Genomic DNA, 24,513 nt, shown 5'->3' on the forward strand with positions numbered 1-24,513 from the left:
TCAGGCCGATGTCAGGCCCCTGACTCGGCGAGCACAGCACCCGCGTGAGCAAGCTCAGCCAATGCCGCCTCGCTCGATTCCGGCGCGACACCCGCGATGAGATCGGTGAAGATGCGGACGTGCCGGCCGTGCTCGATGGCGTCGCGCGCCGAGGCCAGCACGCAGTAGTCCGTCGCGATACCGGCGATGTCGACATCGACCACCCCGTGGGCCTCGAGAAGTGCGGCGACCGTGTCGCCCTCCTCTGTCGTGCCCTCAAAGAGCGAGTAAGCAGGCATGCCGTGACCCTTCTTCACGTGGTGGGTGACAGCATCCGTCACAAACCCTGGGTCGTACTCGGCACCCGCCGTGTCAGCCACGCAGTGCACGGGCCACGTTTCGACGAAGTCGGGCTCACCGGCGGCGAAGTGCCCGCCGTTGTCACCTTCGGGATGATGCCAGTCGCGGGACGCGACGATCACCGCGTACTCCTCGGCGTGGGTGACGAGAAAGCGCGAGATTGCGGCGGCAACCGCATACCCACCCTCGACACCGAGTGCGCCACCCTCGGTGAAATCGTTCTGGACGTCGACGATGAACAGTGCCCTACTCATGATTCGAGGGTACGCCGGTCGCCTCCGTCGCGCTCCCGTCCCGCCGCGAGAGCTTCGAGGGCCACCAGATCGCCCGCCCGATGTCGTAGGTGGCCGCCGGCACGAGGAAAGACCGCACGATGAAGGTGTCGAGCAACACACCGAAGGCGACGATGAAGGCGATCTGGGCGAGGAACAGGATCGGGATGACCCCGAGAGCTGCGAACGTGGCCGCGAGTACCAGCCCTGCCGAGGTGATCACGCCACCGGTGGCCACGAGACCGCGCAGGATGCCGGGGCGCGTGCCGTGGATCAACGACTCTTCGCGCACGCGCGACATGAGGAAGATGTTGTAATCCACTCCGAGCGCCACCAAGAAGACGAAGCCGAACAGGGGCACGGAAGGATCGCCGCCCGGGAATCCCAGGACGTGGTTGAACACGAGGGCGCTGATCCCCAGAGCCGCGCCGAACGACAGGATGACGCTGAGGATGAGCAGCACGGGCGCAAGGACTGCTCGCAACAGCAGCATGAGAATGAGCAGTATCACGAGCAGAACGATCGGAATGATCAGGGTCCGATCGCGGATCGACGTGTCGTTCGAGTCGATGTCGGTCGCCGTCACTCCGCCCACGAGCGCGGTCGACCCCGCGTCTGCGAAACTCCCCCGAAGGTCACGCACGGTTTCTTCGGCGGCGACGGAGTCGGCAGCATCCGTCAACGTCGCAATCACCAGCACGTCGCCCTCCGAGACGGTAGGTGTCGGAGCGGGAGTACCAGGAGGGCCAGCAGCGGTGAAGACCGCGTCGCCGTCTTCGACGGTCACACCGGCCTGCCCGGAGGGAGAGTCTTCGGACGCCACCGCGACGGAGTCGATGCCGCCACTGTCTTCGAGCACGGTGACGACGTCGGCGAGGCCGGACTCGGGCGCGATGACGTAGACGGGGCTGCCGGAACCTGCCGGGAAGTGCTCCGCGAGGACAGCCTGGCCGTCGCGCGCCTCGGACGCGCCCAGGACGAATTCGCTCGTGGGCACGCCGTCGGCTTTGAGCTGCAACACGCCCACTGAGGCGGCGAGGAGAAGCACGGTCGAGGCGATCCAGACAACCCGCGCGTGGCGGGCGATGAACCGCGCCTGACGCTGCCAGATGCCCGACACCGGCTGGGTGAGGTCATCGGGGAGGTCTGTGAGCCCGTGCTTCGGAATGAACGGCCAGAACGCGGCCTTGCCGAAGATCCCCAGCAGGGCCGGCAAGAACGTGAGCGCTGCCAGAACGGAGAAGGCGATGCCGATCGACGCGATCGGCCCCAATGCGCGGTTGGTCGCGAGGTCGGACAGTAACAGGCACAGCAGCCCCGCGATCACCGTCCCGCCGGACGCGATGATGGGTTCGAACGCGCCCCTCCACGCGGTGGTGGTGGCATCCCACTTCGTACGACCCTCACCGATCGCCTCACGGAAGCGCGCGACGTACAGCAGGGCATAGTCGGTTGCCGCCCCGATAACGAGGATGAACAGGATGCCTTGCACCTGACCGTTCAGCACGAACACGTCGAAATACGCGAGCCACCAGACGGTCAGCAGCGCAACGCACAGCGCGAAGACCGACGTCAGCAGCACGAGCACCGGGAGCAACGGCGAGCGGTAGACGATCACCAGGATGACGAACACCGCGAGGAGCGCGACGATCAGCAACAGCCCGTCGATACCAAGGAAGCCCTTGGCGAGGTCCGCGGTGAAACCGGCCGGCCCCGTGACCCAGCCTTCGAGGCCTTCAGGGAGTTCGTCCGCCACAAGGGTTCGGATCTCTTCGACGCTCTCCCGCACCTCGCCCGAGGCGTCGATCGGCACGAAGATCTGCACGGCCTCGCCGTCCTCGGATTGCAACGGCGGTGAGACCCCTTCGACGACGCCCGGCACGGCCGCGACCTCATCGGTGAAGGTCTGGATCTCGGCCAGCTGCTCATCGGTGAGCGGAGTGCCGGCGGTGATCACCACTACCGCGGGGATGCTGTCGTCCCCCAGAAAGTCGGGCAGGCGCTCACTCACCTGCGTCGCGTCGGCGCTCTCGGGAAGGAAGGACGACTGGCTGTTCGTCGACACCTCGTCGACCTTGCCGAAATACGGACCACCGATCGACCCCAGCGTGAGCCAGACGAGAACCAGGACGACGGGAATGCCGATGCGTAGCCATCGGCTGGGTTCACGCCGCGCGTGATGAGGAGAGGTCACTTCGCTAGGTTAGCTAGCAAAGTTCCGCCGAAGCTAGGGTGGGACCACTATGGTCTCGGCCCTCCTCGCGCTCGTGGGCGCCGTCGTTTACGGATCTGCCGACTTCCTCGGGGGGCTCGCCGCGCGCCGGTTGCGCTCGATCGTTGTGACCGCGATATCGGCCATCGGTGGCATCACCGCGTTGCTCCTCGCACTGCCGATCCTCGGCGGCGTGTGGTCGGTCGAAGACGTGATGTGGGGTGCCCTCGCCGGCATTTTCGGCGTCATCGCGCTCGCGCTGCTGTACGCGTGCCTCGCGATCGGCCCGATGAGCATCCTTTCACCCCTCACTGCCGTCGTCTCGGCGATCGCACCGATGCTGTGGGGGTTGCTCGTCAGCGGCGAAACACTCGCCCCCATCGGCTACGCCGGGCTCGGAGTCGCCCTCGTCGCAGTAGTGCTCGTCGGCTTCATTCCGGGCGGCGCGGTCGTGAGGCCATCCCTCCGCGGCATCTTGATGGCTATCGGTGCCGGCTTGGCGATCGGCGGGTTCTTGATCGTCATCGACCAGACCAGCCCGGAGAGCGGTCTCGGGCCGCTGGTCGTCTCACGTGCGGTCAACCTCGTCATCACCTCGATCATCATCATGACGATGGTGTTCGTCGCTGTGCATCGGGGCCGTGCCGCAGCATCCGTCCTCGACGCGTCTGGATGGGCAGTGGGTGCGACCCCGACCGGTCACGCCGACCTCGAGCATGCGGTGCAGGTTGACGCTCCCGCCGCGATGACGCGCACGCGCGCCTGGTGGCTCGCGATTCTGTGCGGAGTGTTGGATGCTGCCGCCAACGCACTCATGCTGGTCGCGCTGCGCCTGGGCGACCTGTCGATCGTGGCCGCGCTGACCGCGCTCTATCCGGCCGGCACGATTCTGCTGGCCGCCGTCGTGCTTCGTGAACGCGTCGCGGTGGTGCAGTGGGCGGGTCTCTCGCTCGCGCTCGTCGCAGGAGGAATGCTCGCGCTCGCCTGAGCAGTGTGGGGTGGTGAGTCAGCGCACGAACAGCATGATCAGGGAGCCGAGCGCAGCAAGCGCACCCAGCGCGAGAAACCCGATCGTGAGCCACGACAGCCCTCGCACAGCGGGGGAACCGGGCGACAAGCGCACGCGGTCGCTGCGGCCTCTGCGCACAAAGGCGTGTGCTGTCTCGCTGCCTGCGAGGGCGTGCTCTTGCTCGTGGCTCAGCCGCGCTTGACCGACCTGCCCGTCATCGCCGAACCACCGCGCAATACGCCCGTGCTCGTCCTCGCCGATCACGATCTGTGCGGGCACCCACGTTCCGTCGGCCACCCGGACGATCACGGTGAGCACACCCACCAGCACGCCCATGCCGAGCCCGACCCACGTGAAGATCTCAAGGATCGCATCGATCGCGTGAGTGGGCACGACGCTCCTCGATGTCTCGTCCCGAATCACCGTGTTTCGTCGGGGATTTCCGGGCTCCGACGAACGTGGTGTGCTGTCGATTCTACGTGACGGTCCGACGGCGACTCCCCCAACGTTCGCCTTGAGTTTGGAGGGTGGGCAGGTTGGCGTCACCGGCGCACGCTACGTTCGATGCGAATGAACGACGGGTTTCTCAGGAGGCGATTCGATGTCAACGACGCTCACTGCGAACACAGACCGCACGGCCGAGGAGCACCACCAGGATCTCCGGCGCACGAGGATCGTGAAGCGCGTGTCGCTATCGGTCTTGGTTCTAGCGATCGCTGGCGTCGTGATCGGTGTCCTCGTGCTGTTGGCGTGGATGGTCGACGAAACGCACTTCGAGCGGCCGAGTCAGGAGTTCGACGACTTTGAGCGCCAGGTCGGGAGCCTTCCGGGCGTCGACGGCGTCGACAAGGAACGATGGGTCGAAGCGCCGACGTTCTCATCCCCCACGTCGTGGATGTCCGTCAGCGTGGAGGAGTCCGGGCTACCCGGCCTGCTCGAGGCCGCCTGTTCCGCCGACTACCCCGACCCTGTCACTTGGTCGATCCGTGTGCGGACACCCGCGGCAACCGAAGTGTCGTTTCACGCGGACGCGACCGACTCGAATGCGGCAGTCAGCCAAGCTCGGTGTCCAGATTTCGGGTTCGACGGAGCATCGCTCGTCGACGAACTCGACCGGGTGGCCCCTGGTCTCGCCGTTCAGCCGGCGATCTGGGACAACGGACGGTTCGCTCTCGTCGTAGTCGAGGGCGGATTCACCCAAGTTCTGCCGCTCGTCGAGCACGCAAATGAACTGCTCGCCGCAGCCGGTCTCGATGCCGACAACCCGGTCGAGATCAGCTCGGAAAATCTCGGCGTCGTCCTCGAGCCCGGCGAGAGTCAGGAATATCTGGCGCTGCTCACCGAACTCACGGAACTTCACTCAGTCCGAAGCTTCTGGGCCGACCCGGACGGTGCGCAAGCCGACGGAATCGAGAAGGTGCAGATCGTCGCCCCGGACGACGAGCACGCGGCGATCGAAGAGAGTATCCGTGCCTCAGGGCTGCACCTAGCCGACTATCCGGTGCGCTTCATCGAACAGTGAACGCCGGAACCCAGCTGAGCCCATCGCGCCTCAGCGGCCGCGCTGCCCGGCTTGTCCAATCGCAACGGTGTGATCCCTCCGGAATCAGACGAAGCACATGTGACCAGCGGAATGTGGAGCCACCTGAGAGAATCGAACTCTCGACCTTCTCATTACGAGTGAGATGCTCTGCCGACTGAGCTAAGGTGGCGCGCGTCGCTTGCGCTACGCACGATCACCGATCTTACAGGCTCTCGTGAGCCCTGGCGAACGCACGCGGACCGACTACTCGCAGCGCAGGTCGTCCGCGGGAACGATGCCCTCGATCAGGTAGGCGTCCACCGCATCATCCACGCAGGCGTTGCCCTTGTTGTAGCCCGTGTGTCCCTCGCCTACGCGCGTGATCAGCACTCCCGACTCGAGCTGCTCAGCGAGTGCGACGGACCATTCGTAGGGCGTCGCGGGGTCGTTGGTCGTCCCGATGACCAGAATCGGCGCCGCGCCCGCAGCCGCGATCGCTCCTCGCGTCCCCGTCGGCGGGAACGGCCACGCGGCGCAGGCATCCGGTCCTGACCAGTACGGAGCGACCGTCGGGGCGCCCTCTTCAATGGTGGCTTGGGATGCTGCGGCATCCGCCTCAGTGCCGTCTGCGGGGTAGTCCATGCAGTTGTACGCACGGAAAGCCTCGGTCGAGTTATCGAGGTACTCCCCGTTCTCACGGTTGTAGTAGAAGTCGGCGAGTACGAACGCGAACTCGGGATCGCCGGCGAGCGCATCGGTGAGCGCGACGGACAGGTACTGCCAGTTGCCTTTCGAGTACAGCGCAGCCACGATCGCGGTCATCAGCGAGTCGGCGCCCAAGATGCGTCCGTCCGCGGCGGGAAGCGGCATGCTGTCGACGCTCGCCAACAGTGTGGCCAGATCGCTCATCGCCTCGTCGACGGTGCCGCGGAAGGGGCAATCCTGACTGGTCAGACAGTCGGCCATGTACGCCCGGAGGGCGGACTCGAACCCGAGCGCCTGCGTCGTCGACACTTCGATGCCCGATACCGAGGGGTCGATCGCCCCATCGAGCACCAGCCGCCCCACGCGGTCGGGGTAGAGCTCGGCGTAGGTTGCGCCGAGGAATGTGCCGTAGGAGTACCCGAGGTAGTTCAGCTTCGAGTCCCCGAGGACGGCGCGGAGAAGATCCATGTCGTGGGCCGAGTTATGGGTGGTGATGTACTGCAGAATGCCATCGCTGTTCGCCTGGCAGGCGTCGGCAAACCGCTGGTGCGCGGCGTTCAGCGACGCCTCCCACTCGGTGGACCCTCGCGCACCGGGCGCAAAATCGAACAGGTAGGAGTCCATGTCGGCGGAGTCGAAGCACGTGACCGCCGAGGACTCCCCCACCCCGCGCGGGTCGAACCCGATGACGTCGAAGACTCGCGAGACATCGGTTCCTACGGCGAACGACAGCGAGTCACGAATGAGCGCGACACCACTGGCACCAGGCCCGCCGGGATTGGTCAAGAGCGACCCGACCGGGTTTCCGTCATTCGCGCGATGCCGGATGACCGACAGCTGGATCTCGCCTTTGCCGGGGTCCGACCAATCGAGCGGCGCCGTGACCATGGTGCAATCGAGCTGCGCACCACAGTCCGACCACCCCAGATTCTGCTCGTAGAAGGGCAAGAGCGCAGCCGACACCCCCGACGTGTCGGGGGAAGGACTCGAGGCGGCGGGTCGCTGGCTCTCTTCGGGAATCAACGCCGACAGACATCCGCTGAGGAGGAGGGATGCCGCTGCCAGCGCCGCAACGACGCCCCAGGCGCGGCCCGCGCGACGTCGTGTGCTCGGTGACGAGGTTCGGGTGCTCACAGGGTCCTTCCACTCGCGACAGTCACGAGCATGCTCTCCAACGCCAGAACCGGCGCGACATTCTGTTCGAGGTTGCGACGCGTTTCGGCGATCCGATCCACTACAACCAGTGTGCGATCGATGCTCCACGCTGCCGCAACGGCGCGAAGCTCGGACTCGAGTTCACGATTGATCAGGTCAGAGTCCCGGCCGAACTGGATCATCAGAATGTCGCGAAACATCGACTGCAAATCCGTCAACACACGGTCGATTCCGTCGCGAAGGCTCCGCGTCGCCCGGCGCTTCTGGTCTTCTTCGAGCGCGGTGAGTTGCGACCGCACGGCCGGGGGCACGGGGGCGCCATCGGCGATCCCCATGGTGCGCAGCATGCTCGAGCGTTCGGACTCGTCGCGCTCGGCAGTGAGGGCTTTGGCGTCTTCGGTCGCGGCCTGTACGATCCGCCCGGCCACCTCGACCGCGTCACCGACCCCCCGCACCCCGAGCGCCCCGCGCAGGGTCTCATCGCGGCGCCGTCGTGCCGGTTCGTCCGTCGCCAATCGCTGGGCCATGCCGATGTGGCGTTGCGCGTGCCGCGCGGACTGCTCGGCGACCGCAGGATCAGCGCCCGTGCGCGTAACGATGAGCCGCGCAACGTCAGCGACGTCCGGTTCGTTCAGACGCAGCGTGCGCACGCGGGAACGGATCGTCGGCAGGAGATCAGCGTCACTCGGCGCGCAGAGCACCCACACGGTCCGCTCGGGCGGCTCTTCGAGCGCCTTCAGCAGCACGTTGGAGGTGCGTTCGGCCATGCGATCAGCATCCTCTACGATGATCACCCGGTGACGACCCACCGACGGCGCGAAATAGGCCCGCTCGACCAGTTGCCGCGCTTCGTCGATGCGAATGATGACCTGCTCGGTGCGCAGCGACGTCAGATCAGGGTGCGTTCGCGCGAGCACCTGGCGCATCGCCGCCTCGTCGCCCGGCTCAGCGATCAGCGCGGCGGCGAAGGCGTACGCGAGGGTGGAGCGACCTGATCCCGGCGGACCGGTGATCAACCAGGCATGGGTCATGCTCGCGGGGTCAGCGACCGCGTCTTGCAGAGCGCGAACCGCTTCGTCCTGCCCCCACACAGCACCCCAGGGCACGACGACCGGCGCGTCCGCAACGGCCTGAGTTTCCATGTGGATCAGCCTAACCGCGCCCGCCGACGGCGCTTACGGCAGGAGCACAGTGACGCGCTCGCGCACAGCGGCCGCGAGCTCGTCGACCGGGCGGCTGGCGTCCAGCACGAGAAACCGCTCTGGCTCCGCTTCGGCCAGCACAAGGAACTCGGCACGCACGCGGCGGTGGAAGTCGTGCCGCTCGGACTCGAGGCGATCAAACGGTTTGTCGTCGGCGTCGAGGCGCGAACGTGCCGCGTCGGGATCGAGGTCGAGCAGCACCGTGAGGTCGGGCAACAGGCCTTCGGCTGCCCACAGCGACAGATTGCGGACCTCTTCGCGGCCCAGCACGCGACCTGCACCCTGGTAGGCCACCGATGAGTCGAGATAGCGATCCTGAATGACGATCTCGCCGCGACCGAGCGCCGGGCGCACGACGGTCGCGACGTGTTGAGCACGATCGGCCGCGTACAACAATGCTTCGGTGCGGTCGGTCACTTCACCGCGATGGTGCAGGACGATCTCACGAAGCAAAAGACCGACTTCGGTCCCGCCGGGTTCGCGCGTGCGCACGACCGTGTGACCCGCCTCGGCGAGCCACTCCTCCAGCAGTGCCGCCTGAGTGGTCTTTCCGGCGCCGTCACCACCCTCGAGCGTGATCCAACATGCCGTCACTTCTTCGCCGGCGCCTTGCGTGCCGGAGCCTTGCGCGTGGTCGTGCGTTTGGGAGCGGGTCCCTTCGCGCGCTTGTCGGCGAGCATCTGCACGGCGATCTCGAACGTGATGTCGTCGGGCATCTGTCCACGCGGAATCGTGACGTTCGTGACGCCATCGGTCACGTACGCACCGAAACGCCCGTCCTTGATCTTGATCGGCTTCTCGCTGACGGGGTCGTTCTCGAACTCCTTCAGCGCGCTGGACGGACGTTTCGCGCCGTACTTGGGCAGCGCGTAGATCGCGAGCGCCTGTTCGAGCGTGATGTCGAAGATGAGCTGCTCGCTGTCGATCGTCCGCGAGTCGGTGCCCTTCTTGATGTACGGGCCGTAGGGACCGTTCTGCGCGGTGATGGGCTGCTCGGTCTCGGGGTCGATGCCCACCGTGCGCGGAAGCGCCAGCAACTGCAACGCCGTGTCGAGGTCGATCGTTTCGGGCGACATGGACTTGAACAGTGACGCGCGGCGCGGTTTGGGCGCGGAATCCTTCTTCGTCGTGCGCTTCTTCGGTGCGACGACTTCACCCGTCGCCTCGTCGATCAGGGCGACCTCTTCGGGCAATTCCTCCTCGAGGTACGGGCCGAACCGACCGTCCTTGACCACGATGAGCCGACCGGTCTCGGGGTGCTCGCCCAGCACTCGGTTGCCCGCGACCGGAGCGTCGATGATCTCCTGCGCTCTCTCGGCCGTGAGCTCATCCGGTGCGAGATCGTCGGGGATGTTCACTCGGCGCGGTTCGGCCTCGGGGTTGGCGGGATCCGTGACATCGAGGTACGGCCCGTAGCGCCCGAATCGGACGGTCGCAGCATCCGAAATCTTCGTCGCGTTCAGTTCCCGCGCGTCGATCTCACCGAGGTTGTCGACGATGTTGCGCAGGCCGATGTGCGACTCCGAGCCGAAGTAGAAGTCCTTGAGCCATTCGGCGCGCTTCTGCTCGCCGCGCGCGATGGCATCGAGGTCGTCTTCGAGTGCCGCGGTGAAGTCGTAGTCCACGAGGTCGGCGAAGTGCTGCTCGAGCAGACGAACGATGCTGAATGCCAGCCAGCTGGGAACAAGTGCCTGGCCGCGCTTGGTGACGTAGCCGCGGTTGATGATGACGTCGATGATGCTCGCGAACGTCGACGGCCGGCCGATACCCTTCTCTTCGAGCGCCTTCACCAACGATGCTTCGGTGTAGCGCGGCTTCGGGCTGGTCGAGTGGCCTTTGGCGTCGACGTCCTTCAGACGCAGGACGTCGCCCACGGCCAGGATCGGCAGCGACTGATCGTCGGCCTTGTCTGCGTCGGCGCGCTTCTCGTCGCGGCCCTCTTCGTAGGCTTCCAAGAAGCCCTTGAATGTATAGACCGTTCCGGATGCGGTGAACTCGGCGCGCTCGCTCCCCGCGTCGAGCGCGAGCGTGACCGTCGTGGTTTCGTACTTCGCGTCCGACATCTGGCTGGCGATCGTGCGCTTCCAGATCAGGTCGTACATGCGTTGCTCGTCGCGGTCGAGTTCTCCCGACACCGACGACGGGATGCGGAAGTCTTCACCCGACGGACGAATCGCCTCGTGCGCCTCTTGCGCGTTCTTGCTGTTGTTGCGGTAGGTGCGCGGGTTGGCCGGCACGGCCTTGTCGCCGTACAGCGAGACCGCCTGCGCGCGCGCCGCCTGCACCGCCTGGGCGCTCAACGCGGTGGAGTCGGTACGCATATACGTGATGAAGCCCTTTTCGTAGAGACGCTGGGCGACGCTCATCGCGTGCTTTGCGCTCATCGACAGCTTGCGCCCGGCCTCTTGCTGCAACGTCGAGGTCGTGAACGGCGGCTTGGGGCTGCGGGTACCGGGCTTGGATTCGAGATTCGAGACGGATGCTTCGCCCACCGCCGCGACCGCGGTCGCGAGCGCCCGTGCCCGTGTTTCGTCGAGCACGACCACGGCCTTCTTCAAGTTGCCCTTGTCGTCGAAGTCGGTGCCACGAGCCAGCGGGGCACCGTCGATACGGGCAAGGCGAGTCGTGAAGGACTCTGCGGACTTCACGGCGAGAGCTTCGAGATCCCAGTACGAGGCCGAGATGAACGCCATGCGCTCACGCTCGCGGTCCACGACCAGTCGTGTCGCTGCGGACTGGACGCGGCCGGCCGATGTGCCCTGGCCCACCTTGCGGCGCGTGACGTCCGAAACGTCCCACCCGTAAAGACGGTCGAGGATACGGCGTGTCTCCTGCGCGTCGACGAGGTGCAGATCGAGCTCGCGCGTGTTCTGGACCGCAGCGTTGATCGCGTCCTTGGTGATCTCGTGGAAGACCATCCGCTTGACCGGAACCTTGGGCTTGAGCGCCTCCAGCAGGTGCCACGCGATGGCCTCGCCCTCGCGGTCCTCATCCGTGGCCAGCAAGAGCTCGTCGGCATTCTTGAGCGCGCGCTTGAGCTCGGCGACCGTCTTCTTTCCGCGCTCGGACTCGACGTAGTAAGGAGTGAAGTCGTTCTCGATGTCGATGGAGTACTTGCCCACCGAAGTCTTCTTCAGGTCAGCGGGAATCGACTTGCGATCGGCAAGGTCGCGGATGTGCCCGACCGAGCTCAACACCTCGTAGCCATCGCCGAGATACCCCTGAATCGACCGCATCTTGGTCGGGGACTCCACGATTACGAGCTTCTTGCCATCTGCCAACGGGGGCATCCTTTCGTCGTCGCACACCATACACGCCGTTTACCGGGGTGCAACCTGTGAAGAGTGAATCACGGCGGCGGGCCCGCCCGCGCCGAGGCACTCCCAGTGAGGTGCCCGAAGGGTGCGGAGACGGTTACGGTGGCCGTCAACAGGTCGAGGTTGCACGCCGTCACCGCGACACCGAGTGCGGTCGCGATCTCGTCGGCGCGCCGGCACGGTTCGCCGACGATTGCTCCGGATGCTGCATCCGCCGCCGCAAGTGCTGCAGCGTCCGCCGCCCCGGCCAATCGCTGGCCGAGGACGGCGGCCGCACCTGCGGTGACGAGCCCGATTGTCAGGAGTGCAGAGCACGCCACAACTCCCACGACGACGGTCGATCCCGCCATCAGAGCGACCTCATGCGTGAGTTCCGCATTCAGAAGCCGCCCGCCAGCGCGCAACTCTCGACCGAGACCCGCAGGGCGAGGAGCGCCGGCGCCGACGCTGACACGCAGACGAGATCGCCGCGTGCGTGGATGGTTGTGACCGAGTCCGAGACCGCAGCCGTCACTGCTTGGCGCGCGCGATCATCGGACTCGCCACGTGCGACCAGCCGCGCCGCGTCGGCTGAGGCATCCTGAAGCCGCACGTGCCGCCCCGCGGCGCCGAGGGTTCCGACGCCCAGAAGCAGGACGAGAGCGACCGCGGGGAGAGCGACGGCGAACTCGGCGACGACCGAACCTCGGTCATCGCGCGTCATGCGACCGTGAGCGCGCGGCGCACGAGATCGGTCAGGATGCCGCGCACCTCGTCGCTGCGCATGATCACGACGAGCAGCCCGGCAAACGCGACGGCTGCCATCGTGGCGATGGCGTACTCGGCGGTTGCCGCTCCGGTGTCGTTGCCGGCGGTGAGTGCCGAGCGGTCGCCGAAGAGACGTTCCGCACGCCGACGTGTCAGCGGCGGGACGGTGAGGTGAGTGGTGGGTGAAGTGAACATTCGAACTCCGATCGTGGTGAGAGATAGATGGGTGGGCACGTCATGGGGTCTAAAAGCTGAGCGGCATCGTCGACATCACACTCAGCAACATCGGTGCTACGCCGAGGAGTAGGAATGCCGGGAGAGTGCAGACGCCGAGTGGAAGCAGCAGTCGGGTCGACAAGCGCGCGGCGCGCAACTTTCCCTCGACTCGCGCTCGGTGGCGAGCGAGCGAGCCGGCGGCACGGAGCAACTCGACCGCGGGTACCCCGGCGCTGTGCGAGAGAGCGAGCACGGCGTCGGTCTCGGGTCCGGCAGGCGAGCCCGTCGCGGCCTGCACGGCCGCCCGCGCGCGGTCGATCGATACGCCTCCGCTCAACCCGATGGCGAGGAGTTCGGCGTCGAGCCCGGGGATACCCGCGCCAGCCTCGGCGCGGCGCACAAGCGAGCCGCTCCACCACCGCGCGGCCACGATGAGCACTCCTCCGCCCACGAGACAAGCGATGCCGAGCGGGCCGCTGAAGAACGTGCCGAGCGTGTCGAAGCCGAGGGCGACCCCGAGCCCGACAGCCACGAGGGGAAGCCAGGCCATGAGCCGCGCGGTGCCCGCCGGTTCGGCCAGCGCAACGCGCACTTCATCGGCTGCTTCCTGCGCATCTCGAAGGGCGGACGCGAGACCGCGCAGACTCTCGGCGAGCGGAGCGCCGACGGTTGTGGCAACAGTCCAGGCGGCGGCGATGTCGCGCCACGCCCGCACCTGAATCGCTGACTGCGAATTCTGGCGCGGCGCGGGGAGCGCGGCCTGTGCAACCGCTTCAGCCGCCGTCGACCCGCCGTCAAAAGCTGTGCGCACCCTGATCGCGGCCGGGTCACCCGACTCCGCGAGGTGGCCCCAGGCGCGCGTCGGCGCGACACCAGCTTGCAACAGCACGGCCAACCGGAGCACCGTGTCGGCGGCGGCCGCCGCATCCGCCTCCATAGCGCGCTTCACGGCAGCACCTCGCGCTGTTCGATGGCGAGTCGACCCTGCGAATCCATCACCGGACGGCCGACACCGACGAGCCGCCGCCTGCCGTCCGAACCGCGTTCGACGTGGAGCACGGTATCGAAGGCGCTCGCCGCCTGACGCGCGAGCGCACGATCGTCGAGCCCGGCGAGTGCGCCGAGCGCCTCCAACCGCGCCGGTACGTCGACCAAACCGTTGGCGTGGAGTGTGCCTGCCCCGCCGTCATGGCCGGTGTTGAGGGCAGACAGCAGGTCACGCACTTCTTCACCGCGACATTCACCGACCACCAGTCGGTCAGGCCGCATTCGCAGTGCTTCGCGCACCAGGCTCGCCAAGCTGATGGCGCCCGCCCCTTCGAGGTTTGCCTGCCGCGCCTCGAGGCGCACGTGATGGGGGTGCCCGATCTGCAGCTCAGCGACGTCTTCGACCGTGACGATGCGCTCGCTCTGCGCGGCACCCGAGAGCAGTGCCGCGAGCAGTGTGGTCTTGCCCGCGCCGGCACCACCGGTCACCAGGATGTTGGCGCGCCGCGCCACCTCCCCCGTCAAGAACTCACTCACCCGCGAATCGAACATGCCGCGTCGTCCGAGCGCCTCCAGCGTCGGCCGCGCAAGGCGAGGCACGCGGATCGAGATCGTGGTACCCGAGACCGAGATCGGCGGCAGCACAGCGTGAATGCGAATACCGCCGTCCACACGCACGTCCACACAAGGCGTCCCGTCGTCAATGTGTCGTCCACCGAGCCCGATGAGCGACACCGCGAGCGCTCGCACCTCTTCTTCGGCAGCTCTCCACTGGCCCGCCCGTTCAGCACCCGATCCGCGGTCTACGAAGAGACCGTCGTTGCCGTTGATGAAGAGGTCGGTGACGTCAGGATCGTCGAGGTACGCGACGAACGGATCCCACACCGGATGCCGCGGCCCGGACGAGTTCGGACGCCGGGCCCCCTCGCGGGGTTGGGCGACGAACGACTGCGGCATGCTCCGACGCTAGGAGAGCCGTCCGGTGCCGAAACGTACTGCACGCCGATCCGTGGACGAAGCGTGAGTTCTCTCGACTGTGGAGGAAGCGAAGCGCGCAGAGAAAGAAGGGCGGCATCCCATGGGGGGAATGGGATGCCGCCACAAGCGACACCACATTTCGGGGGTGATTCGGGTGTCGCGATGCCAGAATCGAATGTTCGGCCGGACAAGATCCTACGTGGTCGAATGCAGGCGTCCAAACATTCTCACATGATGGTGATCTGATATATCGGTTGGACGTGGACGCGCTCCCACGCGCGAAGCCTCACCCACTATCGGAGGTAGTGCGTATCGAGCCTCACTGGGTAGATTTCGACACAACTCGACGGGTGCCCGAATCGCGGCATCCGACCCGCATGCACGCAAAGGAGCGCGCCGCCCATGAGCAGCCAGATCGATCACCTCCTCACCGAGACCCGCCGGTTCCCGCCATCCGCTGATTTCGCGTCGGCGGCGATGGGAACTCGCGCGCTGTACGAGAGTGCCGCGAACGATCGCGAGGCCTTCTGGGCCGACCAAGCGCGCGATCTGCACTGGCACACTCCGTTCACGCAGGTGCTCGACTGGTCGAACCCGCCCTTCGCGACGTGGTTCGCCGACGGGTCGCTCAACGTCGCGTACAACTGCCTCGACCGCCACCTCGAGGCCGGCAACGGTGACCGCGTTGCACTGCTGTGGGAGGGCGAACCCGGCGACTCGCGGCACGTGACCTATTCCGAACTCACCGACGAGGTCAAGCGACTGGCAAACGTCCTCGAAGGGCTGGGCATCGGCGAGGGCGACCGAGTCGCGATCTACATGCCGATGATTCCCGAGGCGATCGCAGCGATGCTCGCCGTGGCCCGCATCGGTGCGATCCACTCGGTGGTCTTCGGCGGATTCTCGGCCGACAGCCTGCGCTCGCGCATAGACGACGCCGGCGCGAAGCTCGTGATCACCGCAGATGGTGGCTACCGCAAGGGCAAGGTCTCGGCACTCAAACCTGCTGTCGACCTTGCGCTTGCCGATCGCAACGGCTCGGGCGTCCAAGAGACCGTCGAACATGTGTTGGTCGTCCGCCGCGGCGAGAACGAGGTGGAGTGGACCGAGGGTCGTGACATCTGGTGGCACGACGCCGTTTCGCAAGCCTCGAACGAGCACGTGGCGCAGGCCTTTCCCGCCGAATCGCCACTCTTCATCCTGTACACGTCCGGCACAACCGGAAAGCCCAAGGGCATCCTGCACACGTCCGGCGGATACCTCACCCAGGCCGCGTTCACGAACAAGGTGGTGCACGACATCCACCCCGAGACCGACGTGTTCTGGTGCACCGCCGACATCGGCTGGATCACCGGTCACACCTACGTCACCTACGGACCGCTCGCCAACGGCGCGACCCAGGTCATCTACGAGGGCACACCCGACACCCCACACCCCGGTCGCTGGTGGGAGATCATCCAGAAGTACGGCGTGACGATCCTCTACACCGCCCCCACCGCGATTCGGTCGTTCATGAAGCTCGGACGCGCCATCCCCGAGCAGTACGACCTGTCGTCTTTGCGTCTGCTCGGCTCGGTGGGCGAGCCGATCAACCCCGAAGCGTGGATGTGGTACCGCAAGGTCATCGGCGGCAAGGCCGCGCCGATCGTCGACACGTGGTGGCAGACCGAGACCGGGGCGATGATGATCTCAGCGCTCCCCGGTGTCACCGAGACCAAGCCAGGGTCCGCCCAGGTGCCGATCCCCGGTGTCGAGATCGAAGTGGTTGACGAGGACGGCTCGCACGTCGGCAACGGCAACGGCGGGCTCCTGGTCGTCACGCAACCCTGGCCGAGCATGCTGCGCGGCATCTGGGGCGACCCCGACCGATTCGTCGAAACGTATTGGGAGAAGTTCCGTTCGCAGGGCTACTATTTCGCCGGAGACGGCGCGAGGCTCGATGAGGACGGCGACGTCTGGTTGCTCGGGCGCGTCGACGACGTCATGAACGTCTCGGGGCACCGCCTCTCGACCACGGAGATCGAGTCGGCGCTCGTCGCGAACGAGGCAGTGGCCGAGGCGGCGGTCGTCGGTGCGGCGGATGAGACCACGGGGCAGGCTGTGGCGGCGTTCGTCATCATCAAGCAGAGCTACCTCGCCGCGCACTCCCCCGACGGGCTCGCGCAATCCTTGCGTGCGTGGGTCGGCGACCAGATCGGGCCGATCGCGCGGCCTCGCGACGTGTACATCGTCGAGGAACTGCCCAAGACACGCTCGGGGAAGATCATGCGGCGATTGCTGCGAGATGTCGCAGAGGGACGCGAAGTCGGCGACACGACCACTCTCGCCGACACGGCGGTCATGAGCGTCATCTCAGCGCAGGTCCGCTGAGCGTCACGAAGATCAGGCGAACGAGAAGACGACTTCGACTTCGACCGGAGAATCGAGCGGGAGCACCGGCACGCCGACAGCGGATCGGGCGTGCCGCCCCGCATCGCCGAAGACCTCGCCGAGCAGATTGCTCGCGCCGTTGATCACACCGGGCTGACCGGTGAACTCGGGCACCGAGGCCACGAAGCCGGTGACCTTGAGCACGCCCGTGAGACGGTCGACGCCGCCGACGGCGGCCGCAGCTGCGGCGATCGCATTCAGGGCACACTGGCGGGCGTAGCCTGCGGCGTCGGATGCTGAGACCAGCCCGTCACGCTCACCGACCTTGCCGGTCGCGGGCAGAACACCAGCGCTCATCGGCAACTGGCCGGCCGTGTAGACCAGGTCTCCGTGAGCCTTCGCGGGGACGTACGCTGCCACCGGCGGCACCACGGCGGGAAGGTCGATGCCAAGCTCGGCAAGGCGCTCCGAAACGATCATGATCGGGCCCCTTCGAACTGCTGCGCAGCGACGGCCGCAGCATCCAGCCCTGCATTCTGCGCGCCCCCACCGGTGGGCCGCTTGAAGTAGGCGACCAGCCCGCCTTCGGGGCCCTGCACGACCTGGACGAGCTCCCACCCCTGCTTGCCCCAGTTGTTGAGGATCGCGGCGGTGTTGTGGATGAGCAGGGGCGTGGTGAGGTACTCCCACGTCGTCATATCGAGCTCCTCATGTCGGTGGAGTGATTGGGCGGCGGGAGCGTTCCGATTCGGCTACGGGCGCGGGGCATAAAGGGATCGCCCAGGTAGCTCCCCTACGATCAAGCCTATGCCTGATACGAAACGAACGGCTAGCGGTGTGGCCGGAGGCCTTCTTGGTCTGGTCGGCCTCAGCGCTGTCGCGGGTGTGCTCATCACCGCCACCGTCACCCCCGCCATTGCGCTGACGGGTAACGCTGCGACCAGCGCCATCGAGATGTTCGACCAGCTCCCGAGCGTACTCGACATTGACAGCCTGATGCTTCCCGCGACGATGTACGCGATGAACTACGACAGCGGCGAGTACGTCGAGATGGCGAAGTTCTACGACCAGAACCGTTCGCCGGTCGAGTTCGACCAGATCGCGCCCGTCATGTACGACGCGATCCTCTCGTCTGAAGACCCCCGGTACTACCAGCACGGCGGCATCGACCTGATCGGCACGACCCGCGCCCTTGTGTCGAACCTCCAGGGTGGTGGAGAGCTGCAGGGCGGATCGTCGATCAGCCAGCAGTACGTCAAGAACATCCTTGTTCAACGGTGCGAGCGCGACGCCAAGGCCGAGACGGTAACCGCGGACGACGGCACCGTCACCGAAATTTCCGAGCTCGAAGTCCTACAGAACTGCTGGACCGACGCGGTGACCGCGGAAGGCACCGACGGCATTCAGCGCAAGCTCCAAGAGATGCGCTATGCCATCTCGCTCGAGCAGAAGTATTCCAAGAACGACATCCTTCTGGGCTACCTGAACATCGCCAACTTCGGCGGCACGACGTACGGCATCGACGCGGCCGCAAAGTACTACTTCGGTGTACCCGCCTCGGGATTGAGCGTGTCGCAGGCCGCGATCCTCGCAGGCATCGTGCAGAACCCGAACCTCTATCGCATCGACCAGACGGGTGGCACATCCGTGACTGCCGACGGCATCGCCATCAATGCGCAGCCTGACGGGCAAGTACTCGCGCCTCAGGGACTCCTGGCCGGTCTCGACACCAAGCTCGCTGAGGGCGAAATCACCCAGGAGCAGTACCTCGCGGCAGCCGACGGTTACACCTCTACCAAAGGCCGCCAGTTGTATGTGCTGTCGCGCATGCTCGACGACGGCAAGATCACTCAAGAGCAGTACGACGCCGCCGTCATCGAGCCGATCACTCCGAACATCACCCGCGCGGCGACCGGCTGTGTCGCCGCCGTCGGCGCTGAGTACTTCTGTCAGTACGTGAAGAACGTCATTCTTCAGGATGAGGCGTTCGGCGCGACCCAAGAGGAACGTCTGCGCCTGTTGCAACGCGCGGGACTCAACATCTACACGACCCTCGACTCTCGCGTGCAGTCAGTCGCTGACGCAGCAATGGCCGAATGGACACCGACCTCTGTCGAGGGCATGGTGAACGACGTCACCGGTATCTTCGGTGGCGCCGTCGCCAGCATCGAAGCGCAGACCGGCCGAATTCTGGCGATCGCCCAGAACACCGAATTCAATGAGTCAGCGGACGTCATCGGCAACCCCAACTACTCCTCGCTCATCTATGCCGCCGACAGCAAGTACGGTCGATCGGACGGGTTCGCGGCGGGTTCCACGTTCAAGCTGTTCACCCTGATCGACTGGCTCGAGAAGGGGCACTCGGTCAACGAGACCTTGAACGGCCGCGTCCGCGAGATCGAACGCATGAAGATCTGCGGCGGCGACTGGGTCAACGTCGAAGGCGACATCATCAACAACTTCAACAAGCAGTCCGGCTACACGGGCACACCCATGCAGTTCACGCGCGACTCGCTGAACACGGGCTACTTCGCGATGGCCGAGAAGCTCGACCTCTGTGATGTCGAGAAGGTCGCAGCCAAGATGGGTGTCACCCAGGGCAACGGCAATCCCGTCACCATGGGCAACCTCTTCTCGGTGATCGGGTCCACCGCCGTGTCGCCCATCGCGATGGCCGGCGCCTACGCCACCGTCGCGAACAACGGCATCTACTGCCAGCCGAAGGCGATCGACCGCGTCACGAACGCCGATGGCACGGACATCGCGATCCCTCAGACGACATGCACCCAGGTGCTCGACCCGAAGGTCGCGGCGACCGCCGCCTACGCCCTCGAGGGCGTCATGGCCGGCGGTGGGACGGGCCGTGCGTCGAACACGTTCGATGGCGTTCCCCTCATCGGCAAGACCGGTACGAACGAGAACCACCAGACGTGGATGATCGAGTCCAGCACCAAGGTCGCCACGGCGGTCTGGGTCGGCAACTCGACCGGCGAGGGCAACATCTTCCAGCGCTGGTTCAAGGGTGTGAAGATGTCGGATCTGCGCCATCAGATCGCCCCTGAGGTCCAGCGCGCGGCGAACGCCGTCTACGGTGGCGACCGCTTCGCGGCCCCTGACAACAACCTCACCCGTCGCGTTCTCACCGACCTCCCCAACGTCGTTGGGATGAGCGTGGATCAGGCGAGGCAGACACTGGAGTCTCGCGGGTTCTCCGTCGAAGTGGGCTCGTCCATCGACTCCGGCGAGGCCGAAGGCGTCGTCGCGGCCCAGAACCCTGGTGCCGGCCGCGTGAACGGTGGCAGCACCATCACGATCAGCCCCAGCAACGGTCAGGGAATCTCGGTTCCCGATGTGTCAGGGCGCCAGCTGGACAGAGCCATCTCTGAGTTGCGCGCTGCCGGGTTCGGCAGTGTGATCCCCGGAACCTGCACGCAGGATGGCGCAGCCCAGAACCAGAGCCAAGCCACGGGCACCCAGCCGGCAGCCGGTTCCGTCGTCAACCGCAATGCGGCGATCGTCGTGGACTACAAGGCGCGCAACTGCACAGCCCCCGGTAACGGAGGCGGCAACGGATGACCCGCGCTCGCGCGAATCAGGCCGCCCTCACCGCACTCGCTGCGGTGGGGGCGGCCTCCGCAGGGGCCGCCATCTGGGGCATCGGAATCGAGCGCTACCTCTTCACTGTGCGCGAGCATGAGCTGCCGATCCTCGCTCCCGGCTCTTCGCCGATCCGCGTCCTGCACATCTCGGACGCTCACATGGCGCCGTGGCAACACCGCAAGCAGGCCTGGATTGGAGCGCTCGCTCGGCTCCAGCCCGACCTGATCATCAACACCGGCGACAACCTCGGGCATCCTGAGGGGCTGCGGGGACTGCGTGCCGCGTTCGACCCGCTGCGGGGCATCCCCGGGGCGTTCGTGCACGGCTCCAACGACCACGCTGCGCCGAGCCCCCGCAACCCACTCCGCTACTTCATGGGTCCGTCGAAGCACGTCGCGGCGGCAGAGCCGCTCGAAACACACGCGCTCGACGGATACCTTCGTGACGAGTTGGGCTGGCTCGAGCTGAACAACGCCGTGGGCGCACTCGATGCCGGGGGCCAGCGCGTCGACCTGTTCGGGGTGAGTGACGCGCACCGCGGGTGGGACCGGCTGGACGCTCTGCCGGATGCTCTTGCTGAGCTTCAAGAGGACGGCACAGGAGTCGTCACCCTCGGGGTGACCCACGCACCGTACATCCGCGTACTCGATGCCTTCGTCGATCTCGGCGCCGATCTGACGCTCGCCGGCCACACACATGGCGGGCAAGTTCGCGTCCCCGGCTTCGGAGCGCTTGTCGCCAACTGCGATATTCCGCTTCCACAGGCGCGTGGACTCAGCGAGTGGACTCGCCTCGGCCGGACCATCCCTCTGAACGTCAGCGCCGGACTGGGCCACTCGATCTATGCACCGGTGCGGTTCGCGTGTCGACCCGAAGCATCCCTTCTCAATCTCACTGCCTCAGAGTGATCGTGAAAGCCTGAACCCGTTCGAAGCACATCCCGGTATCGGGTAGACTCGGAGGGTTGCCGCGAGAGCGGCGACGGGGTGTGGCGCAGCTTGGTAGCGCGCGTCGTTCGGGACGACGAGGCCGCAGGTTCAAATCCTGTCACCCCGACCACAGCGAGACACGCGAGGGATTCCTGCTCATGAGCGCCATCCGCCTTGTTGCCTTCGACCTTGACGACACGCTTGCGCCGTCGAAGTCAGCCATCGATCCGCGCATCGGCGACCTCTTGGTTGCTCTCGCCGAGCGCGTCGAGGTGGCGATCATCTCGGGCGGGCAGTTGGCCCAGTTCACGACGCAGGTGGTTGACAGGCTTCCGGATGCCGCGGCATCCGTCTCTGCGAACTTCCACCTTCTCCCCACGTGCGGAACGCAGTACTACCGCATCGGCGACGACGGCATCATCACGGTGTACGCACTCTCACTGACCGACGACGAGAAGGCCCGCGCCCTCGCCGCCGTCGAAGAAGAAGCACGTCAGCTCGACCTGTGGGAGTCCGAGACCTGGGGCGACATCCTCGAAGACCGCGGCTCGCAGATCACGTTCTCGGCCCTCGGCCAGCGGGCACCGCTGGATGCGAAGACCGCGTGGGATCCGACCGGCGAGAAGAAGAACACGTTGCGCGCAGCGGTGCAGAGCCGCATTCCCGACCTTGAGGTGCGCTCGGGTGGGTCGACCTCGGTCGACATCACCCACCGCGGCATCGATAAGTCTTACGGCATGCGCAAGCTGTCGGAGCAGACCGGCATCTCGCTCGACGACATGCTGTTCGTCGGTGACCGGCTCGACCCGGACGGCAACGACTACCCGGTGCTGGCGATGGGTGTCGCGTGTCACGCTGTCGAGGGCTGGGAAGAGACCGCCGAGTATCTCGACAGCCTCATCCCCACCCTCCCCCGCCGGGTCTGAGCCCTAAGAGCCCAGCGGCACCAGCCGGTGCAATTGAGTGACGTGCTTCGGCTCGAGCTCAGCGATGGTTGACACACCGAGGAGCTTCATCGTGCGTTCGATCTCGTCGCGCAGGATCGCGATTGTGCGGTCAACGCCCTCCCGCCCTCCGGCCATCAGCCCGTAGAGGTAGGCGCGACCGATCAGGGTGAACTTTGCGCCGAGCGCCATCGACGCGACGATGTCTGCGCCGTTCATGATTCCGGTATCGACCATGACCGTCGCATCAGAACCGACCTCGCGGACCACCTGCGGGAGGAGGTGGAACGGCACAGGCGCGCGGTCGAGCTGCCGTCCACCGTGGTTGGAGAGGATGATGCCATCCACGCCCGAGTCGATGAGCCGCTTCGAGTCTTCGACGTTCTGCACGCCCTTGACGACGATCTTGCCGGGCCAGAGGTCGCGAATGATCGCCAGATCGTCGTAGCTGATCGTGGGGTCCATCGCGGAGTTGAGCAGTTCGCCGACGGTGCCGCCGGTGGTCGCGAGCGAAGCGAACTCGAGCTTGGGTGTGGTGAGGAAGTCGTACCACCACCACGGGCGCGGGATCGCGTTGAGGATCGTCCCGACGGTCAACTGCGGCGGGATCGAGAAGCCGTTGCGCTTGTCACGCAGGCGCGCCCCGGCCACCGGGGTGTCGACGGTGAACTGGAGCGTGTCGAACCCCGCTTCAGCCGCACGCTTCACAAGGCCGTACGAAATCTCTCGATCGCGCATGACGTAGAGCTGGAACCAGTTGCGCCCATTCGGGTTTGCTGCCTTGACGTCTTCAATCGTCGTCGTACCCAGTGTCGAAAGCGTGAACGGGATACCAGCGGCTGCCGCGGCACCCGCTCCGGCGATCTCGCCCTCGGTCTGCATGAGCCTCGTGAACCCGGTGGGTGCGATGCCGAAGGGCAGTGCCGACGGGCCGCCGAGCACCTCGACGGAAGTGTCGACATCGGGCGCCGGGCGAAGGACGCCGGGATGGAACTCGACGTCTTCGAAGGCCTGACGGGCGCGCGAGAGCGACAGTTCGCCCTCGGCTGCGCCGTCGGTGTAATCGAACGCGGCCTTGGGCGTGCGGCGCTTGGCGATCGTGCGCAGGTCGTAGATGGTGAGCGCGGAGTCGAGGCGACGCTTCTTGCCGTTGAACTCGGGCTTCTTGAAACTCATCACCTCGAGAAGCTCAGAGGGTTTCGGAAATTGACGGGTAACCATGTGGGGGTGCCTTCCTGGGTGTAGACGAGAGTCAGCCATGTGCGCGGGCGAGCCCGGCCTCGGCGTAGTAGCCGGTGATGTGGTCGTGGATGAGTGTGCGTGCGTTCTCAACGTCGCCCGCGTCGACAGCGTCGAGGACCGCACGGTGTTCGTGGCGGAGGCGACGGGCGGCAGCATCCCAATCCGCAATTCCTTCCGCACCCGCCTGAACGTACGACTCGATCGAAGTGCGCAGGCCCGCCATCATGGCGGCGATGACCTGATTGCCGGATGCCTCGGCCAGCGCGAGATGCAACTGGGCGTCGAGTGCAAGAAACTCGGCCGGGGTCAGGTCGGGCGCATCCATCGCGTCGCACACGATGCGCGCGTCGGCGGTGGATCGCTGAGGATCTGCCGCGAGTGCCGCGACAACGGCACTTTCGAGGACGAGACGCGTGGCGACGACATCATCGAGCGGGAAGCCCTGCGCTGCAACCTGGAGCCTGAGGAAGGCCGAGAGCCCGCCTTGCGGAGTCGCGGTGATGATCGCGCCCGAGTTCGGGCCGGAACCGGTGGCGGTGCGGAGAAGTCCCATGACCTCGAGAACCCGTAGTGCTTCGCGAACGCTCGAGCGTCCGACCCCGAGGCTCGAGGCGAGATCGCGCTCGGACGGGAGGCGGTCACCGGGAGCAAGTCTGCCGGACTGCAGATCGCCCTCGATCGCCGCGAGGACGACGCGCCAGGCGCGAGACAGATCTGACATAGAACTCCTTGTGGTCTGACCACAGTAGCGTGTGGTCTGACCACAG

Annotated in this window: 22 protein-coding genes and 2 tRNA genes; 7 read left to right on the top strand and 17 right to left on the bottom strand. The window is 66.1% G+C overall.

All coding sequences use genetic code 11. The features are described from left to right. Positions 1–11 precede the first annotated feature (11 nt). Both LG299_RS05620 and LG299_RS05625 read right to left on the bottom strand, forming a co-directional pair. Positions 12–593 (bottom strand): isochorismatase family protein, encoded by a 582-nt coding sequence (locus LG299_RS05620; RefSeq protein ID WP_404433995.1) that lies wholly within the window; start codon positions 591–593, stop codon positions 12–14. After that, positions 586–2,805 carry an MMPL family transporter gene (locus LG299_RS05625; protein ID WP_404433996.1) on the bottom strand — a complete coding sequence of 740 codons (2,220 nt, stop codon included), beginning with the start codon at positions 2,803–2,805 and terminating at the stop codon, positions 586–588. The genes LG299_RS05620 and LG299_RS05625 overlap by 8 nt, the downstream gene beginning before the upstream one ends. 49 nt (positions 2,806–2,854) lie before the next feature. On the opposite strand from LG299_RS05625, the gene LG299_RS05630 reads away from it, so the two are divergent. Next, entirely contained in the window at positions 2,855–3,811 is a 957-nt protein-coding gene (locus LG299_RS05630) for an EamA family transporter (RefSeq protein ID WP_404433998.1), read from the top strand. 18 nt (positions 3,812–3,829) lie between these two features. Here the strand turns inward: LG299_RS05630 and LG299_RS05635 are convergent, their stop codons facing one another. Then, positions 3,830–4,225, bottom strand: coding sequence for a hypothetical protein (locus LG299_RS05635; protein ID WP_404434000.1), 396 nt, complete (start codon positions 4,223–4,225; stop codon positions 3,830–3,832). 208 nt (positions 4,226–4,433) lie between these two features. Between LG299_RS05635 and LG299_RS05640 the strand changes: the two genes are divergently transcribed. Continuing rightward, entirely contained in the window at positions 4,434–5,354 is a 921-nt protein-coding gene (locus LG299_RS05640; RefSeq protein ID WP_404434002.1) for a hypothetical protein, read from the top strand. Between the two features lie 114 nt (positions 5,355–5,468). Here the strand turns inward: LG299_RS05640 and LG299_RS05645 are convergent. The 10 genes from LG299_RS05645 to LG299_RS05690 form a co-directional block, all read right to left on the bottom strand. Beyond that, a tRNA-Thr gene (locus LG299_RS05645) sits at positions 5,469–5,544 on the bottom strand. Positions 5,545–5,618: 74 nt separating this feature from the next. Continuing rightward, complete coding sequence (locus tag LG299_RS05650) at positions 5,619–7,193, bottom strand: alpha/beta hydrolase (protein WP_404434004.1); 1,575 nt, start codon at positions 7,191–7,193, stop codon at positions 5,619–5,621. Further along, positions 7,190–8,356 (bottom strand): DNA polymerase III subunit delta', encoded by a 1,167-nt coding sequence (locus LG299_RS05655; RefSeq protein WP_404434005.1) that lies wholly within the window; start codon positions 8,354–8,356, stop codon positions 7,190–7,192. The genes LG299_RS05650 and LG299_RS05655 overlap by 4 nt, the downstream gene beginning before the upstream one ends. A 33-nt stretch (positions 8,357–8,389) precedes the next feature. After that, positions 8,390–9,010: a dTMP kinase gene (gene tmk / locus LG299_RS05660; protein ID WP_404434006.1), complete on the bottom strand. Its 621-nt coding sequence runs from the start codon at positions 9,008–9,010 to the stop codon at positions 8,390–8,392. Continuing rightward, the gene (gene topA / locus LG299_RS05665) at positions 9,007–11,697 is read right to left on the bottom strand and encodes a type I DNA topoisomerase (RefSeq protein WP_404434008.1); all 2,691 of its coding nucleotides are present in this window, start codon (positions 11,695–11,697) and stop codon (positions 9,007–9,009) included. Before topA ends, tmk begins: the two co-directional genes overlap by 4 nt. Positions 11,698–11,765: 68 nt before the next feature. Continuing rightward, positions 11,766–12,083 carry a helicase gene (locus LG299_RS05670; RefSeq protein ID WP_404434010.1) on the bottom strand — a complete coding sequence of 106 codons (318 nt, stop codon included), beginning with the start codon at positions 12,081–12,083 and terminating at the stop codon, positions 11,766–11,768. Between the two features lie 29 nt (positions 12,084–12,112). Then, positions 12,113–12,436 (bottom strand): TadE family type IV pilus minor pilin, encoded by a 324-nt coding sequence (locus LG299_RS05675; protein WP_404434011.1) that lies wholly within the window; start codon positions 12,434–12,436, stop codon positions 12,113–12,115. After that, entirely contained in the window at positions 12,433–12,675 is a 243-nt protein-coding gene (locus tag LG299_RS05680) for a DUF4244 domain-containing protein (protein ID WP_404434013.1), read from the bottom strand. Before LG299_RS05680 ends, LG299_RS05675 begins: the two co-directional genes overlap by 4 nt. 49 nt (positions 12,676–12,724) lie before the next feature. Continuing rightward, entirely contained in the window at positions 12,725–13,645 is a 921-nt protein-coding gene (locus LG299_RS05685) for a type II secretion system F family protein (protein ID WP_404434014.1), read from the bottom strand. Then, positions 13,642–14,640, bottom strand: coding sequence for a TadA family conjugal transfer-associated ATPase (locus tag LG299_RS05690; RefSeq protein WP_404434016.1), 999 nt, complete (start codon positions 14,638–14,640; stop codon positions 13,642–13,644). Before LG299_RS05690 ends, LG299_RS05685 begins: the two co-directional genes overlap by 4 nt. 423 nt (positions 14,641–15,063) lie before the next feature. On the opposite strand from LG299_RS05690, the gene acs reads away from it, so the two are divergent. Continuing rightward, positions 15,064–17,031, top strand: a complete 1,968-nt coding sequence (gene acs, locus LG299_RS05695; RefSeq protein WP_404434017.1) for an acetate--CoA ligase — start codon at positions 15,064–15,066, stop codon at positions 17,029–17,031. A 12-nt stretch (positions 17,032–17,043) separates the two neighbouring features. Here the strand turns inward: acs and LG299_RS05700 are convergent, their stop codons facing one another. Both LG299_RS05700 and LG299_RS05705 read right to left on the bottom strand, forming a co-directional pair. Continuing rightward, complete coding sequence (locus LG299_RS05700) at positions 17,044–17,511, bottom strand: RidA family protein (RefSeq protein WP_404434018.1); 468 nt, start codon at positions 17,509–17,511, stop codon at positions 17,044–17,046. Continuing rightward, positions 17,508–17,729 (bottom strand): hypothetical protein, encoded by a 222-nt coding sequence (locus LG299_RS05705; protein WP_404434020.1) that lies wholly within the window; start codon positions 17,727–17,729, stop codon positions 17,508–17,510. Before LG299_RS05705 ends, LG299_RS05700 begins: the two co-directional genes overlap by 4 nt. A gap of 109 nt (positions 17,730–17,838) precedes the next feature. Between LG299_RS05705 and LG299_RS05710 the strand changes: the two genes are divergently transcribed. The 4 genes from LG299_RS05710 to LG299_RS05725 all read left to right on the top strand — a co-directional run bounded on the left by LG299_RS05710 (position 17,839) and on the right by LG299_RS05725 (position 22,486). After that, on the top strand, positions 17,839–20,607 hold the full coding sequence (locus LG299_RS05710) for a transglycosylase domain-containing protein (RefSeq protein WP_404434022.1): 2,769 nt from the start codon (positions 17,839–17,841) through the stop codon (positions 20,605–20,607). Beyond that, positions 20,604–21,539, top strand: a complete 936-nt coding sequence (locus tag LG299_RS05715; protein ID WP_404434023.1) for a metallophosphoesterase — start codon at positions 20,604–20,606, stop codon at positions 21,537–21,539. Before LG299_RS05710 ends, LG299_RS05715 begins: the two co-directional genes overlap by 4 nt. 74 nt (positions 21,540–21,613) lie before the next feature. Then, positions 21,614–21,690, top strand: a tRNA-Pro gene (locus LG299_RS05720). A 28-nt stretch (positions 21,691–21,718) separates the two neighbouring features. Next, positions 21,719–22,486 (top strand): HAD-IIB family hydrolase, encoded by a 768-nt coding sequence (locus tag LG299_RS05725; RefSeq protein ID WP_404434025.1) that lies wholly within the window; start codon positions 21,719–21,721, stop codon positions 22,484–22,486. Between the two features lie 3 nt (positions 22,487–22,489). On the opposite strand, the gene LG299_RS05730 is transcribed toward LG299_RS05725, so the two are convergent. Next, positions 22,490–23,725: an alpha-hydroxy-acid oxidizing protein gene (locus LG299_RS05730; RefSeq protein ID WP_404434027.1), complete on the bottom strand. Its 1,236-nt coding sequence runs from the start codon at positions 23,723–23,725 to the stop codon at positions 22,490–22,492. A gap of 31 nt (positions 23,726–23,756) precedes the next feature. Further along, positions 23,757–24,467: a FadR/GntR family transcriptional regulator gene (locus LG299_RS05735; RefSeq protein WP_404434029.1), complete on the bottom strand. Its 711-nt coding sequence runs from the start codon at positions 24,465–24,467 to the stop codon at positions 23,757–23,759. Positions 24,468–24,513 lie beyond the last annotated feature (46 nt).

This window comes from Microbacterium lacus, assembly GCF_044794305.1.
Lineage (GTDB): Bacteria > Actinomycetota > Actinomycetes > Actinomycetales > Microbacteriaceae > Microbacterium > Microbacterium lacus_B.

Coding starts and splice junctions, on each gene's coding strand:
- LG299_RS05620 (WP_404433995.1), bottom strand. CDS start 593: ATGAGTAGGGCACTGTTCATCGTCGACGTCCAGAACGATTTCACCGAG.
- LG299_RS05630 (WP_404433998.1), top strand. CDS start 2,855: ATGGTCTCGGCCCTCCTCGCGCTCGTGGGCGCCGTCGTTTACGGATCT.
- LG299_RS05640 (WP_404434002.1), top strand. CDS start 4,434: ATGTCAACGACGCTCACTGCGAACACAGACCGCACGGCCGAGGAGCAC.
- LG299_RS05655 (WP_404434005.1), bottom strand. CDS start 8,356: ATGGAAACTCAGGCCGTTGCGGACGCGCCGGTCGTCGTGCCCTGGGGT.
- LG299_RS05670 (WP_404434010.1), bottom strand. CDS start 12,083: ATGGCGGGATCGACCGTCGTCGTGGGAGTTGTGGCGTGCTCTGCACTC.
- LG299_RS05675 (WP_404434011.1), bottom strand. CDS start 12,436: ATGACGCGCGATGACCGAGGTTCGGTCGTCGCCGAGTTCGCCGTCGCT.
- LG299_RS05680 (WP_404434013.1), bottom strand. CDS start 12,675: ATGTTCACTTCACCCACCACTCACCTCACCGTCCCGCCGCTGACACGT.
- LG299_RS05690 (WP_404434016.1), bottom strand. CDS start 14,640: ATGCCGCAGTCGTTCGTCGCCCAACCCCGCGAGGGGGCCCGGCGTCCG.
- acs (WP_404434017.1), top strand. CDS start 15,064: ATGAGCAGCCAGATCGATCACCTCCTCACCGAGACCCGCCGGTTCCCG.
- LG299_RS05700 (WP_404434018.1), bottom strand. CDS start 17,511: ATGATCGTTTCGGAGCGCCTTGCCGAGCTTGGCATCGACCTTCCCGCC.
- LG299_RS05705 (WP_404434020.1), bottom strand. CDS start 17,729: ATGACGACGTGGGAGTACCTCACCACGCCCCTGCTCATCCACAACACC.
- LG299_RS05710 (WP_404434022.1), top strand. CDS start 17,839: ATGCCTGATACGAAACGAACGGCTAGCGGTGTGGCCGGAGGCCTTCTT.
- LG299_RS05715 (WP_404434023.1), top strand. CDS start 20,604: ATGACCCGCGCTCGCGCGAATCAGGCCGCCCTCACCGCACTCGCTGCG.
- LG299_RS05725 (WP_404434025.1), top strand. CDS start 21,719: ATGAGCGCCATCCGCCTTGTTGCCTTCGACCTTGACGACACGCTTGCG.
- LG299_RS05730 (WP_404434027.1), bottom strand. CDS start 23,725: ATGGTTACCCGTCAATTTCCGAAACCCTCTGAGCTTCTCGAGGTGATG.
- LG299_RS05735 (WP_404434029.1), bottom strand. CDS start 24,467: ATGTCAGATCTGTCTCGCGCCTGGCGCGTCGTCCTCGCGGCGATCGAG.